Raw genomic sequence first — 12,739 nt, 5'->3', positions numbered from 1 at the left:
GGAACCGTCGGGGGGGTGTGGCAGACTCTCCCGACCGTGCACCCCAAGTTCCTGACCCATGACCTGAACCCGGCGCAACGGGAGGCGGTCTCCACGACCGTCGGGCCGTTGTGCATCCTGGCCGGGGCGGGGACGGGCAAGACGCGGGTGATCTCGCGGCGGGTCGCCTACGCGATCGCCACCGGGGCCGTCCATCCGGGGCACGTGCTGGTGGTCACCTTCACCGACAAGGCGGCCAACGAGATGCGCGAGCGGCTGGCCGCCCTCGGGTTCCCCGGGGTCCAGGCCCAGACCTTCCACGCCGCCGCCTTCCGCCAGCTCCGCTACTTCTGGGGGCGGCTGTCCGACAGCCGGCTGCCCGAGGTGCTCGACTCCAAGGCGCCGCTGCTGGCCCCGCTCCAGCGCAGCCTCCCCGGCGGCTACAAGTTCACCGCCATCAAGGACCTGGCCGACGAGCTGGAATGGGCCAAGGCGCGGCGCCTCGACCCCTCCACCTACCAGGAGGCCGCCGAGGCCATGGGCCGGACCCCGCCCATCCCCGGCGACCTGTTCGCGGGGGTGTTCCGGCGCTACGAGCGGGCCAAGGAGCGGGCCGGGCGGATCGACTTCGAGGACATGCTGGTCCGCATGCTGGAGGGGTTCGAGACCCGCGAGGACGTGGCCACAGAGTTCCGTGGCCAGTACCGCTGGTTCTCGGTCGACGAGTACCAGGACACCAACCCGCTGCAGCAGGCCCTGCTCGAGGCGTGGCTGGGGGAGCGGCGCGACCTGGCCGTGGTCGGCGACGAGGACCAGACCATCTACACCTTCACCGGGGCCACCTCCGAGTACCTGACCGGCTTCACCCGCCGGTTCCCCGAGGCCAGGGTGGTCCGGCTGGAGGACAACTACCGCTCCAGCCCCGAGGTCCTGGCCCTGGCCAACCGGCTGCTGGCCGCCACCCCGGGTCGCGGGCCGGGCCGGGGCAAGCGGCTGGTCGCGACCCGGCCCCCGGGCCCGGAGCCGACCGTGGCCGCCTTCGAGAACGCCGAGCGGGAGGCCGAGGCCGTGGTCGCCGAGGTCGGCCGCCTGACCAGGGCCGGGGTCGACACCGACGAGGTCGCCGTGCTGGTGCGGACCAACGCCCAGATCCCGCCGCTGGAGGAGGCGCTGGCCGCGGTCGGCATCCGCTACCAGGTCCGGGGCGAGCTGTTCTTCCGCCGGACCGAGGTGCTGCGGGCCATCGGCGTGCTCCGCTCGCGCACGGCCCGATCGGCCGGCGGCGGGCTGGTCGACGCCCTGGAGGCGATCTGGTTCGAGCGCTTCGGGTTCCGCCGCGACGAGGAGCCCGACGGCGAGGAGGCCCGCCAGCGTCACGCCAGCCTGGTCACCCTCCTCGGCATCGCCGAGCGCCTGGAGGCATCCCGGCCCCCGGGTCCCGGGCCCGGTGCCGGCGCCGACCCCGACGGGGACTCCGGGGCCGGGCTGGCGGAGTTCCTGGAGGAGGTCGGGCGGCGGGCGGCCCAGGAGGCCGAGGGGACCGGGGGCGGGGTCAACCTGCTCACCTACCACCGGGCCAAGGGGCTGGAGTTCGACGCCGTCCTGCTGCCGGCGGTCGAGGAGGGGGTGCTGCCGATCCGGCAGGCCAGCACGCCGGCCGAGGTGGCCGAGGAGCGGCGGCTGCTGTATGTGGGGCTGACCCGGGCCCGGGTGCACCTGTGGCTGTCGTGGGCGGCCCGGAGGGCCGGGCCGTCGGGGCGGGAGCAGTCCCGCAAGCCCTCGCGCTTCCTCGACGACCTGGTGCCGCCGGGATCGGGGCGGGTCCGGCCGCGGGCGGTGGCCAGCGGGATGACCCGGACGGGCCGGCCCAGCGTGCGGGCCGAGGGCCAGCTGGCCGAGCAGCTGCGGGCCTGGCGGCGCAAGCGGGCCGAGGCCGACGGGGTGCCCGCCTATGTGGTCTTCAACGACCGCACCCTGGCCGCCCTCACCGAACGGCAGCCCCGCAGCCGCGGCGAGCTGCTCGCCGTCGAGGGCATCGGCCCCAGCAAGCTGGACCGCTACGGGGACGAGCTGCTGGCCCTCCTCACACCGGGGGAGGGTGAGTAGCAGCGGAGCGAGCAGGGCGGGCACATTCGGGGGTTCGGCACGGCCACCTGAGGGTCACCCTGACCTTGAACTAGAAGGTTGGGGGGCTTACGGCCGCGCCGGGTGGGGTAGCAACCTGGCCGATCCACCATCAGGAGGCGGCCATGCCGAAGAACGATGACAAGGACCTGCCGGGCACCTTGCAGCGGTCCCCGGCCAAGGCGAAGCGCACCTACCGCAAGGCCCACGACTCGGCGGTCGAGACCTACGGGGAGGGGGAGCGGGCCCACCGCACCGCCTTCTCGGCCGTGAAGCACTCGTTCGAGAAGAAGGGCGACCACTGGGAGCCCAAGAAGCGGAAGGGCCCGTCCGACCCGCAGGCGGCCAGGCGCGGCAAGGCGGCCCGCAAGGGCGCGGGCAGGACGTACACCGGCGTCGACGCCGTCGGGAACACCAAGGAGGAGCTGTACGAGCGGGCCAAGAAGCTCGGGGTCAAGGGCCGTTCCCGCATGAGCAAGGCCGAGCTGGCCGAGGCCATCGGCAAGAAGCAGTAGCGACCGGAGGAGCGGACATCTTGGAGCGAGGAAGCGACAAGCACAGCCCCCGGCTCGACGACGAGCTGGACCACGAGACCCGCTCGCTGCAGCAGGGCGCACCGGTCGAGAGCCGGGTCGAGGAGCACCGCGAGCAGGAGGGCCCGGGCGACGGACAGCCGACCCCGGACGCCCGCCTGGCCGGGGGGCGGGCCACGGCCGCGTCCCTCGACCTGGACGACGCCGAGGCCCGGGGCGACATCGCCCGGTTCCTCACCCCCAGCGCGTTCCCGGCCGACCGGGAGGCCCTGCTGGCCGACGCCGAGCGCAACAACGCCACGGCCGAGGTGACGGAGCGCCTCCAGGCCCTCCCCGCGGGTCGCGTCTACGAGAACGTCCAGGACGTCTGGGCCGCCCTCGGCGGCACGGTCGAGCACCGCTTCTGACCCGGGCCGGAGACGTGGCCCAGGGCCGAGCCGATCCGGGCGAGCCTGGCCAGGCCGGCGGGTTCGAGCTGCTGGAGCACACCGCCGACGTCGGGATCCGGGCCCGCGGGGCCACCCTCGAGGAGGTGTTCGAGCACGCCACCGAGGGCCTGGCCGAGGTCCTGGGCGCCCTCCGGCCGGAGGGCGCCACCGAGGCCCGACCCATCGAGGTGGTGCCGGTCGAGGTGGCGGCGCCCGACCCGGGCGGGCTGCTGGTCGACTGGCTGAACGAGGTCCTGTGGCTGCGGGAGGTGCGGGAGGCGGTGGTGGCCGGGGTGCGGGTCGAGCGGGTGGAGGACGGCACCGCGGCCGGGTCGGTCACGCTGGGCGGGGGCGGGGCGGTGCCCGACGAGGGTGGAGCGGGGCCGGGCGGGGGTGGGGCGGGGGCGGACGGGACCTTCGTGAAGGCGGTCACCTATCACCGGCTGCGGGTCGAGCCCGACCCGGGAGGCGGCTGGCTGGCCGAGGTGTACCTCGATGTCTGAGCCGCGCCGGCTGGAGCCGTCGGTCTGGGAGATCCCGGTCGGGTACGTGGAGGGCATGCGCGTGCCCGGGATCGTGTTCGCCAACGACGAGCTGTTCGCCCGGGCGGTGGAGGACCGGGCGGTGGAACAGGTGGCCAACGTGGCCACCTTGCCCGGGATCGTCGGGGCCTCCTACGCCATGCCCGACATCCACCGGGGCTACGGGTTCCCGATCGGCGGGGTGGCGGCCACCGACGTCGCCGCCGGCGGGGTCGTCTCGCCTGGCGGGGTCGGCTTCGACATCGGCTGCGGCGTGCGCCTGCTCCGCAGCGACCTCGACTGGGACCGGGACGTCCGGGACCGGATCGGCGAGCTCGTCCACACCCTGGCCAGGCGCATCCCCCGAGGCCCGGGCGGCGCCGGGCTGCTGCCGCTCGACCGGGGCGGGGTGGACCGGGTCCTGGTCGAGGGGGTGCGCCACCCGCTGGCCAAGGGGATCGGGGTGGAGGAGGACGCGGCCGCCTGCGAGGACGGCGGCACCGTGCCCGACGCCGACCCGGCCCAGGTGTCCGACCGCGCCTACGCGCGCGGGGCCCCGCAGCTCGGCAGCCTCGGCGGCGGCAACCACTTCCTCGAGGTCCAGGTCGTCGACCAGGTCCGCGACGCCGCCGCGGCGGCCGCGATGGGCCTGGAGACCGGGCAGGTCTGCGTGATGCTCCACACCGGGTCGCGCGGCATCGGCCACCAGACCTGCACCGACCACCTCAAGGTGATCGACCGCCTGGCTCCGGCCCTCGGCATCCGCGTCCCCGACCGCCAGCTGTCGTGCCTGCCCGTCGACCGGCCGGAGGCGGCGGCCTACCTGGGGGCGATGGGCGCCGCCGGCAACTTCGCCCTGGCCAACCGGCACGTGCTCGCCGACGGGGCGCGCCGGGCCTTCGCCGAGGTGCTGGGCCGGCCGGTCGCCGACCTGGGCATGGACCTCGTCTACGACGTGAGCCACAACCTGGCCAAGCTCGAGGAGCACGAGGTGGACGGGCGCCGCCGCACCCTCTGCGTCCACCGCAAGGGGGCGACCAGGGCGCTCGGCCCCGGCCATCCCGACCTGCCCGGCCGCTACCGGGAGGTCGGCCAGCCGGTCATCAACCCGGGCAGCATGGGCACGTTCTCCTACGTGCTGGCCGGCGACGAGCGGGCCGAGGCCCGTTCGTTCGCCTCCACCTGCCACGGGGCCGGGCGGTCGATGAGCCGGACCCGGGCCAGGAAGCTCATGTCCGGCCCCGACCTGCGCCGCAAGCTCGAGGCCGAGGGGCTGGCCCTGGCCGCGGGGAACTGGAAGCTGCTCAGCGAGGAGGCGCCGTACGCCTACAAGGACGCCACCGCCGTGGTCGAGACCTGCGAGCAGGTCGGGCTGTCCCGGGTGGTGGCCCGCCTGCGCCCGGCCGGGGTGCTGAAGGGCTGATCCGGTTTCCGCGGCCGGCGCCGGGGACATCACCGCCGCACGGGGGAGCCGCGAGAACGGGAGGACCGATGAGCCAGGGACCCGACGAGCCCCGCCAGGACCAGGACAGCGAGCCGACCAGCGCCGCCGGGGCGGCCTCGCCGCAGGCCGAGGCGGCCGACGACAAGGAGCAGGCCGAGGGCGACCCCGAACCGCCCTCGGCCTGACCGCTCCAGGGCGGCGGGAGCCTCCCCTGGGATGGCCGACGGCGATAGGGTGGGGCAACGCGTGATTGGGGTATGCCCTGCCGAAGCCGCCGCTCGTGACGAGGAGGACGATCGATGACCGACGCCGTGCCCGAGGCCGACGCCCAGGAGCAGCGCCAGCCGCTGCTGGAGCGTGAGGCCCACGAGCCGCCTCCCGAGATCGACCTCGAGGTGCCGGAGGGGGACGCCCTGGAGCAGGCCATGCCGGTCCCCTTCGACGAGGACGACGCGCCGCGCTGAGGACGCGGCGGAGCGGGCCCCATGGCGAGGACGGTGTTCCGCGACCGGGCCGAGGCCGGTGACGTCCTGGCCGGCCAGCTCGGCCACTACGCCGGCCGCGACGACCTGACGGTGCTGGCCCTGCCCAGGGGCGGGGTCCCGGTGGCGGCCCGGGTCGCGCGGGCGCTGGGGGCGCCGCTGGACGTGTTCGTGGTGCGCAAGCTGGGCGTCCCCGGGCACGAGGAGCTGGCCATGGGGGCGATCGCCTCCGGCGGAGTCGAGGTGGTCAACGAGCAGGTGGCCGGCCGCCTCGGGCTCGGCGAGGCCGACCTGCGCCGGGCGGCCGAGGCGGAAGGCCGCGAGCTGGCCAGGCGCGAGCGCAGCTACCGGGAGGGCCGGCCCCCGCCCGCCCTCGGCGGCCGGGTCGTGATCCTGGTCGACGACGGCCTGGCCACCGGCTCGACCATGCGGGCGGCGGTGGCCGCCGTCCGCCGCCTGGGCCCGGCCCGGGTGGTGGTCGCGGTCCCGACCGCGCCCGCCTCCACCTGCCAGCGCCTGGCGGAGGAGGCCGACGAGGTGATCTGCGCCACCACCCCGCGCCCGTTCCGGGCGGTCGGCTACTCCTACCGGTCGTTCCCCCAGACCAGCGACGAGGAGGTCAGGACGCTCCTCCAGGCGGCGTGGGCCGGCGCCCCGAGCCCCGATGCCCCCGCCGGCGGCGGGCGAACCCCGACCTGAACCGATCGAGCTGAGGAGGACCATGCACCAGGCCGAGATCGCCCAGGTGTTCCAGGCCGACGGGCCGTTCACCTCCGTGTACATGCACACCGAGGGCGACGTCGAGCAGGCCGCCGACCGGATCGCCCTGCGCTGGAAGAACCTTCGCGGGGCCATGCTGGCCGCCGGGGTCCCCGAGAGGACCGTCGCCGCGATCGACCCGCTGGTCGAGGGGAGCCACATGGCCGGAGCGACCCTGGCCGTGATCGCCGCCGTCGACGGCCCGCGCTACTCGGCCAACCTCCCGGACCCGCCGCCCCGCGAGACGCTGCTGCGCCACGGCGCCCTGCCGGACGTGCTCCCGCTGCTGGAGGCCGGGCAGGCGGCGGTCGCGCACGTCGCCGTGCTGACCGACCGGACCGGGGCCGACATGGCGGCCCGGGTCGCCGAGGACGTGGCCAGGACCGAGCGGGTCTCCGGGCGGGTCACCCCCCACCTCCACAAGCCGCAGGCCGGCGGGTGGTCGCAGCCTCGGTTCCACCACCGGGCCGAGGCCATCTGGGAGTCCAACGCCCAGGAGGTGGCCGACGCCCTGACCCGGCTGGTCGACCAGGTACGGCCCAGGTTCGTGGCCGCCGCCGGGGACGTCCGCGCCCTCCAGCTCCTCCAGGAGCAGGCGCCCAAGCGGGTGCGGGAGCTGCTCACGGTGGTCGGGGGCGAGCACGGCTCCCTGGAGGCGGTCTTCGCCGAGGCCGACAAGCTGGTCGCGGCCACCGTCGAGGCCGACAACCGGGCGCTCCTTGACCGGTTCGCCGAGGAGCTGGGCCAGGCCGCCGCCGGGGCCGGCAACCGGGCGGTCGAGGGCGCCGCCGCGACCCTGGCCGCCCTCGGCCGCGGCCAGGTCGAGACGCTGCTGCTCACCGGCCTGTTCCTCGACGACGAGCGGACGGCCTGGTTCGGGCCGGCCCCGACCGACGTCGGCGCCGACCGCGACGCCCTGGCCGGGCTCGGCGTGCCCGGCCCGGTGGAGGGCCGGCTGGTCGACGTGGCCGTCCGGGCCGCCCTGGGGACCGGCGCCGGCGTGCGCGTGCTGGAGGCGGACGACCGGTCGCGCCATGCCCCCGGCGAGGGCCTGGGCGCCCTACTGCGCTTCCCGCTCGGGCCGTAGGCCGTCCTCGGGGCCGGGCCGCGGCGTCCCGGTGGCGCCGGCGGCAGGGCCCAGGAGGGCCGACGCGGCCGGCTCGGTATAGCTGACGCCGGTCAGCTGGTCGCCGTCGAAGGTGAGGGTGGTCACGCTGGCCAGCGTGCAGCGGCGGAAGCCGGGCCAGTGGGTGAGGCGGCGGCGCTCGAAGGCCAGCCTGGCCACCCAGATCGGGGCCTGGTGGGAGACGAGCACGACCTGGCGGCCGGCGAACTCCTCCCGGACGGCGTCGACCACGGCGTGGACCCGCTCGACCATGTCGACGTTGCGCTCGCCCCAGGAGGGGGCGCGCAGGTCGCGCAGCTTCCACCACAGCCTGGGGTGGCGGACGATGTACCAGGCGACGTTCCCGGCGACCCCCTCGAAGATGTTGCTCGTCTCGATGAGGCGCAGGTCGGTGCGGACCTCGAGGCCGTGGGCGGCGGCGATCGGGGCGGCCGTCTGCTGGGCCCGCTCCAGGGGGCTGGCCACGACCGCCGCCACCGGCGCGCCGGCGAAGTGGCCGGCCAGCAGGTCGGCCTGGGCCTGGCCGCGGCTCGACAGGTGGTAGCCGGGCAGCCGGCCGTAGAGCACCCGGCGGGGATTCTCCACCTGCCCGTGACGGACCAGGTGAATGACGGTCTCGGGCACGCGCTGATCCTCACAGCTCTCTGGGACGGCGGGCAGATGGTAGCAGCGGCCCCGGCCGCGGCCTCGAGGGGCGGTGTGGCCGGGGCCCGCCTATGCTGCCGCTATGCCGAAGCTCGTGCACCACCCGAGCGACCACCCGCCCCCGGAGGCGCCGAACCGGCCGGGCTGGGTGCCACGGCGACCCGGTCCCGACGGCGGGGCCCGGCCGGCCTGGGCGCTGCCGGCCGCCCTGGTCGCCATGGCCGTGGTCTACCCGGCCGCCTTCTACTTCCAGGTGGTGCCGTTCTGGTCGGCCATGCTGGCCTTCTCGGCCTTCTCCTGGTGGGCGGCCTGGCACCCGTACCTCCGCACCCGGCTGCGGCCGACCAGGCGGCTGGTCGTCATGGGCCTGATCTCGGGCGTCGCCCTCTACCTGTGCTTCTGCGCCGGGGCGCTGGTGGTCCAGGAGACCCCGCTGTGGCCCCGCATCCAGGAGGTCGTCGACCTGACCCGGACGACCGCCCCGGGCGCGGCCGCCGCCCTGGTGATCGTGTTCGCGACCTCGCCGAGCGAGGAGGTGCTCTGGCGAGGGGCGGTGTTCGCCCGCCTGACCAGGCGCTACGGGCCGGGATGGCGGCCGCTGGTCGCCACCACCGTGCTGTACGCGCTGTTCGTCGGCCTGTCGGGCAGCCTGGTCCTGCCCCTGGCCGCCCTGATCTGCGGCGCCGTGTGGACGAGGCAGCGGCAGGTCACGGGGAGCATCGTGCCCAGCCTGGTGTCGCACGCCCTGTGGTCGCTGCTGATATTCCTGTACATCCCAGGGCTCGGTGGCCTCTGACGACCCGGGATCAACCTGCCCGCTGGGCGATCGTCAGTTCTTGAAGGCGTCCGGGGAGTAGTTCCAGGGCTGGCCGCGGGCGATCTGGAAGCGGCTGCCGACCTCGGGGTCGCGGTCGATACCGACGATCTGCTGGCACTTCGGGCACTTCCAGCGCTCGAACCCGTAGGCCGAGCTCTCCAGCTCCATGCGCGAGCCGCACTTGTCGCAGACCTCGCGCTGCAGGGTCGGGGTGGCGGTGCCGCTGTCGTCGGTGCCCATAGTCGTCGTCTCCTTGCTCCCCCCGGTCGACGCCGGGACGCCCCACCAGCATGGCCTAACTCAGACGATCTTGCATCCCTTCGCGGGCAACTTCCGCATACCGATCTGGTATCCGCCGGCTGGCTACGGCGGCTACCTAGGCAAGCTTCGTCGTGTCTTCCCTGGATACCCGGATGGTCGCCTGGGCAATCCGGGTCCAGAACTATCACGGAGGCGTGACGGCGCGTCCGGGGCCGACCTACGATGCGGGCATGACGCGACGAGGCGAGGAGGGCGGGCCACCGGGGCGGGTGGTCCTGACCGGCGGGCCGCTGCAGGTCGCCGAGGTGGTGGCCGTGGCCCGCGGCCAGGTCCCGGTGGAGCTGGGCGAGGAGGGCCGCAAGCGGATGGCCGCGGCCCGGAACGTGGTCGAGCGGGCGGTGGCCGAGGGCCGGCGGGTCTACGGCGTCTCCACCGGGTTCGGCCTGCTCGCCAACACCGCCGTCGACCCCGCCGACCTGGAGGAGCTGCAGCGCCGGATCGTCCTGTCGCACGCCACCGCCACCGGCGACCCACTCGACGTCGAGGTGGTCAGGGGCATGCAGCTGCTGCGGGCCCGCACCCTCACCCAGGGGTTCTCGGGGGTGCGGCCGGCGGTGGTGGAGGCGCTGGTCGCCCTGCTCGCCGCCGGGGTCACGCCGGTCATCCCCGAACACGGGTCGGTCGGCGCCTCCGGCGACCTGGCCCAGCTCGCCCACCTGGCCCTGCCGCTCCTCGGCGAGGGCGAGGTCATGGTCGACGGCCGCCGCGTCCCCGCCGCCGAGGGGCTGCGCCTGGCCGGGCTGGCCCCGCTGCGACTGTCCTTCAAGGAGGGCCTGTCGCTGGTCAACGGCACCGAGGGGATGCTCGCCCTGGCCTGCCTGGCCGTGGCCGACGCCGAGGCCCTGGCCGCCATGGCCGACGTGGCCTGTGCCATGTCGATCGAGGGGCTGCTCGGCACCGACCGGCCCTTCCAGGCCCGGCTGCACGAGCTGCGCCCCCATCCCGGCCAGGTGGCCAGCGCGGCCAACCTCCGGACCATGCTGGCCGGGTCGCCCATCCTGAAGAGCCACCGCCACTCCGACCACGCCATCCAGGACGCCTACTCGCTGCGCTGCGCCCCCCAGGTCCACGGGGCCTGCCGGGACGTGGTCGCCTTCGCCCGCCAGGTGGTCGAGCGGGAGCTGGGCTCGGTCACCGACAACCCGGTGGTGTTCGCCGAGACCGACGAGGTCATCTCCGTCGGCAACTTCCACGGCGAGCCGCTCGCCTTCGTGCTCGACTTCCTGGCCATCGCCCTGGCCGAGCTGGCCGACATCGCCGAGCGCCGGGTCGACCGGCTGCTCGACCCCGCCCTCAACCACGACCTGCCCCCGTTCCTGGCCCGCGACCCGGGCCTCAACTCGGGCCTGATGCTGACCCAGTACACGGCGGCCGCCCTGGTCGCGGACTGCAAGGTGCTGGCCCACCCGGCCTCGGTGGACTCGATCCCGACCTCGGGCAACCAGGAGGACCACGTCTCCATGGGCTGGACGGCCGGGCTGAAGCTGCGCCGGGTGATCGGCAACGTCCGCCGCGCCCTGGCCATCGAGGCCCTGTGCGCCGCCCAGGCGATCGACCTGCGCGCCCCGCTGCGCCCGGGGGCGGCGGTGGCGGCCGTTCTGGACCGGGTCCGCGAGCGGGTCCCGGCCCTCGACGAGGACCGCTACCTGGCCCCCGACCTGGCCGCGCTGGAGCGCCTGGTGGCCGACGGCACCCTGGTCGCCGCCGCCGAGGAGGTGGCCGGGCCCCTCGGGTGACCCGGCCGGGAAGGAGCCGATCGCATGGACGGTGCACGGGTGGTGCGCGCCCCGCGGGGCCCCGGGCTCTCCTGCCGGGGCTGGCAGCAGGAGGGCGCCCTGCGGATGCTCTGCAACAACCTCGACCCCGAGGTCGCCGAGCGGCCCGACGACCTGGTCGTGTACGGCGGCACCGGCCGGGCGGCCCGCGACTGGGCGGCCTTCGACCGGATCGTGGCCACCCTGCGCCGGCTCGGCGACGACGAGACCCTGCTGATCCAGTCGGGCAAGCCGGTCGGGGTGTTCCGGACCCACAGCTTCGCTCCCCGGGTGCTGCTCGCCAACTCGCTGCTGGTCCCCGAGTGGGCCAGCTGGGACCGGTTCCGCGAGCTGGAGGCGGCCGGGCTGACCATGTACGGGCAGATGACGGCCGGGTCGTGGATCTACATCGGCACCCAGGGCATCCTCCAGGGCACCTACGAGACCTTCGCCGCCGTCGCCCAGGTCAACGGCTGGGACAGCCTCCGCGGCAAGGTCGTGCTCACCGGCGGGCTTGGCGGCATGGGCGGCGCCCAGCCGCTGGCCGTGACCATGAACGAGGGGGTCGCCCTGTGCGTCGAGGTCGACCCCGAGCGCCTGGCCCGCCGCCTCGACACCGCCTACCTGGACGAGCGGGCCGACGACCTGGCCGACGCGATCGCCCGGGTCGAGCAGGCCGCCGCCGAGGGCCGGGCGGTGTCGGTCGGGCTGGTCGGCAACGCCGCCGACGTCTTCCCCGAGCTGCTGGCGGCCGGCTTCCGGCCCGACGTGGTCACCGACCAGACCTCGGCCCACGACCCTCTCGGCGGCTACGTCCCCTCCGGGATCGACCCCGGCGACGCCCCCGCGGCCCGGGCCGGGGACCCGACCGGCTACGTCAAGCAGGCCCGGGAGTCGATGGCCCGCCACTGCGAGGCCATGGTCGGCTTCCAGCGGGCCGGGGCCGAGGTGTTCGACTACGGCAACAACCTGCGCGGCGAGGCCCGGGCGGCCGGGTTCGGGGACGCCTTCGCCTACCCGGGGTTCGTGCCCGCCTACATCCGGCCGCTGTTCTGCGAGGGCAAGGGGCCGTTCCGCTGGGCCGCCCTGTCCGGCGACCCGGCCGACATCGTCCGCACCGACCGGGCCGTGCTGGAGCTGTTCGGCGACGACGAGCATCTGCGCCGCTGGCTGAGCATGGCCGCCGAGCGGGTCCGCTTCCAGGGGCTGCCGGCGCGGATCTGCTGGCTCGGCTACGGCGAGCGCCACCAGGCCGGGCTGGCCTTCAACGAGCTGGTCGCGCGGGGCGAGGTCCAGGCCCCGATCGTGATCGGCCGCGACCACCTCGACTCCGGGTCGGTGGCCAGCCCCTACCGGGAGACCGAGGCCATGGCCGACGGCTCCGACGCCATCGCCGACTGGCCGATCCTGAACGCCCTGCTCAACACGGCCTCGGGTGCCTCCTGGGTGAGCGTCCACCACGGCGGCGGGGTCGGCATCGGCCGGTCCATCCACGCCGGTCAGGTCAGCGTCGCCGACGGCACCGAGCTGGCGGCCCGCAAGCTCGCACGGGTGCTCCGCAACGACCCCGGCACGGGCGTTCTCCGGCACGTCGACGCCGGCTACGACCTGGCCGCCGACGTGGCCGAGGAGCGCGGCATCCGGGTGCCGATGGCAGAAGGGTGAGCTTCGAGCGGATGTGGGCCGAGCTGGCGCCGGTCGGGCGGTCGGCGCGGACGAACGGCTACTTCCGCCAGCCATGGACGGCACCCGAGAACGAGCTGCGCGCGTGGCTCGTCGAGGAGGCGGAGCGCCGCGGGCTCGATG

The 12,739-nt window shown here is 75.2% G+C and carries 14 protein-coding genes; 12 read left to right on the top strand and 2 right to left on the bottom strand.

Features of this window, described 5'->3' with window-relative positions:
* The first annotated feature begins 36 nt into the window (after positions 1-36).
* From VF468_03530 to VF468_03490, 9 genes are all read left to right on the top strand, one after another.
* Positions 37-2,085, top strand: coding sequence for an ATP-dependent DNA helicase UvrD2 (locus VF468_03530; protein HEX5877383.1), 2,049 nt, complete (start codon positions 37-39; stop codon positions 2,083-2,085).
* A gap of 143 nt (positions 2,086-2,228) precedes the next feature.
* Positions 2,229-2,618, top strand: coding sequence for a ChaB family protein (locus VF468_03525; GenBank protein HEX5877382.1), 390 nt, complete (start codon positions 2,229-2,231; stop codon positions 2,616-2,618).
* Positions 2,619-2,638: 20 nt separating this feature from the next.
* Positions 2,639-3,043 carry a DUF2795 domain-containing protein gene (locus VF468_03520; GenBank protein HEX5877381.1) on the top strand — a complete coding sequence of 135 codons (405 nt, stop codon included), beginning with the start codon at positions 2,639-2,641 and terminating at the stop codon, positions 3,041-3,043.
* Positions 3,044-3,057: 14 nt separating this feature from the next.
* Positions 3,058-3,567 carry an archease gene (locus tag VF468_03515; protein HEX5877380.1) on the top strand — a complete coding sequence of 170 codons (510 nt, stop codon included), beginning with the start codon at positions 3,058-3,060 and terminating at the stop codon, positions 3,565-3,567.
* Positions 3,560-5,008 (top strand): RtcB family protein, encoded by a 1,449-nt coding sequence (locus VF468_03510; GenBank protein ID HEX5877379.1) that lies wholly within the window; start codon positions 3,560-3,562, stop codon positions 5,006-5,008. Before VF468_03515 ends, VF468_03510 begins: the two co-directional genes overlap by 8 nt.
* 68 nt (positions 5,009-5,076) lie before the next feature.
* Positions 5,077-5,214, top strand: coding sequence for a hypothetical protein (locus VF468_03505; protein ID HEX5877378.1), 138 nt, complete (start codon positions 5,077-5,079; stop codon positions 5,212-5,214).
* 114 nt (positions 5,215-5,328) lie between these two features.
* Entirely contained in the window at positions 5,329-5,493 is a 165-nt protein-coding gene (locus VF468_03500) for a hypothetical protein (GenBank protein ID HEX5877377.1), read from the top strand.
* Positions 5,494-5,514: 21 nt separating this feature from the next.
* Entirely contained in the window at positions 5,515-6,210 is a 696-nt protein-coding gene (locus tag VF468_03495; GenBank protein HEX5877376.1) for a phosphoribosyltransferase, read from the top strand.
* A gap of 22 nt (positions 6,211-6,232) precedes the next feature.
* Positions 6,233-7,357 (top strand): Vms1/Ankzf1 family peptidyl-tRNA hydrolase, encoded by a 1,125-nt coding sequence (locus VF468_03490; protein ID HEX5877375.1) that lies wholly within the window; start codon positions 6,233-6,235, stop codon positions 7,355-7,357.
* Here VF468_03490 and VF468_03485 read toward each other — a convergent pair.
* Complete coding sequence (locus VF468_03485; protein ID HEX5877374.1) at positions 7,331-8,020, bottom strand: histidine phosphatase family protein; 690 nt, start codon at positions 8,018-8,020, stop codon at positions 7,331-7,333. The genes VF468_03490 and VF468_03485 overlap by 27 nt on opposite strands.
* A gap of 103 nt (positions 8,021-8,123) precedes the next feature.
* Here VF468_03485 and VF468_03480 point away from each other — a divergent pair, with 103 nt between their 5' ends.
* Entirely contained in the window at positions 8,124-8,837 is a 714-nt protein-coding gene (locus tag VF468_03480) for a type II CAAX endopeptidase family protein (GenBank protein HEX5877373.1), read from the top strand.
* Between the two features lie 33 nt (positions 8,838-8,870).
* On the opposite strand, the gene VF468_03475 is transcribed toward VF468_03480, so the two are convergent.
* Entirely contained in the window at positions 8,871-9,098 is a 228-nt protein-coding gene (locus VF468_03475) for a hypothetical protein (protein HEX5877372.1), read from the bottom strand.
* A gap of 251 nt (positions 9,099-9,349) precedes the next feature.
* Between VF468_03475 and hutH the strand changes: the two genes are divergently transcribed.
* Together hutH and hutU are read left to right on the top strand one after the other, a co-directional pair.
* Complete coding sequence (gene hutH / locus VF468_03470) at positions 9,350-10,915, top strand: histidine ammonia-lyase (GenBank protein ID HEX5877371.1); 1,566 nt, start codon at positions 9,350-9,352, stop codon at positions 10,913-10,915.
* A 24-nt stretch (positions 10,916-10,939) separates the two neighbouring features.
* Positions 10,940-12,598: a urocanate hydratase gene (hutU, locus tag VF468_03465; GenBank protein ID HEX5877370.1), complete on the top strand. Its 1,659-nt coding sequence runs from the start codon at positions 10,940-10,942 to the stop codon at positions 12,596-12,598.
* The last annotated feature ends 141 nt before the right edge of the window (positions 12,599-12,739 follow it).

Source organism: Actinomycetota bacterium, assembly GCA_036280995.1.
Classification (GTDB): domain Bacteria; phylum Actinomycetota; class CALGFH01; order CALGFH01; family CALGFH01; genus CALGFH01.
Note: the sequence above shows the minus strand (reverse complement) of the source record. Positions and strands in the feature narration are given on the sequence as shown.

What these genes read in the sequence shown, in the direction of transcription:
- VF468_03525 (HEX5877382.1), top strand. Translation starts at nt 2,229, where the DNA reads ATGCCGAAGAACGATGACAAGGACCTGCCGGGCACCTTGCAGCGGTCC.
- VF468_03510 (HEX5877379.1), top strand. Translation starts at nt 3,560, where the DNA reads ATGTCTGAGCCGCGCCGGCTGGAGCCGTCGGTCTGGGAGATCCCGGTC.
- VF468_03505 (HEX5877378.1), top strand. Translation starts at nt 5,077, where the DNA reads ATGAGCCAGGGACCCGACGAGCCCCGCCAGGACCAGGACAGCGAGCCG.
- VF468_03500 (HEX5877377.1), top strand. Translation starts at nt 5,329, where the DNA reads ATGACCGACGCCGTGCCCGAGGCCGACGCCCAGGAGCAGCGCCAGCCG.
- VF468_03495 (HEX5877376.1), top strand. Translation starts at nt 5,515, where the DNA reads ATGGCGAGGACGGTGTTCCGCGACCGGGCCGAGGCCGGTGACGTCCTG.
- VF468_03490 (HEX5877375.1), top strand. Translation starts at nt 6,233, where the DNA reads ATGCACCAGGCCGAGATCGCCCAGGTGTTCCAGGCCGACGGGCCGTTC.
- VF468_03480 (HEX5877373.1), top strand. Translation starts at nt 8,124, where the DNA reads ATGCCGAAGCTCGTGCACCACCCGAGCGACCACCCGCCCCCGGAGGCG.
- VF468_03475 (HEX5877372.1), bottom strand. Translation starts at nt 9,098, where the DNA reads ATGGGCACCGACGACAGCGGCACCGCCACCCCGACCCTGCAGCGCGAG.
- hutH (HEX5877371.1), top strand. Translation starts at nt 9,350, where the DNA reads ATGACGCGACGAGGCGAGGAGGGCGGGCCACCGGGGCGGGTGGTCCTG.
- hutU (HEX5877370.1), top strand. Translation starts at nt 10,940, where the DNA reads ATGGACGGTGCACGGGTGGTGCGCGCCCCGCGGGGCCCCGGGCTCTCC.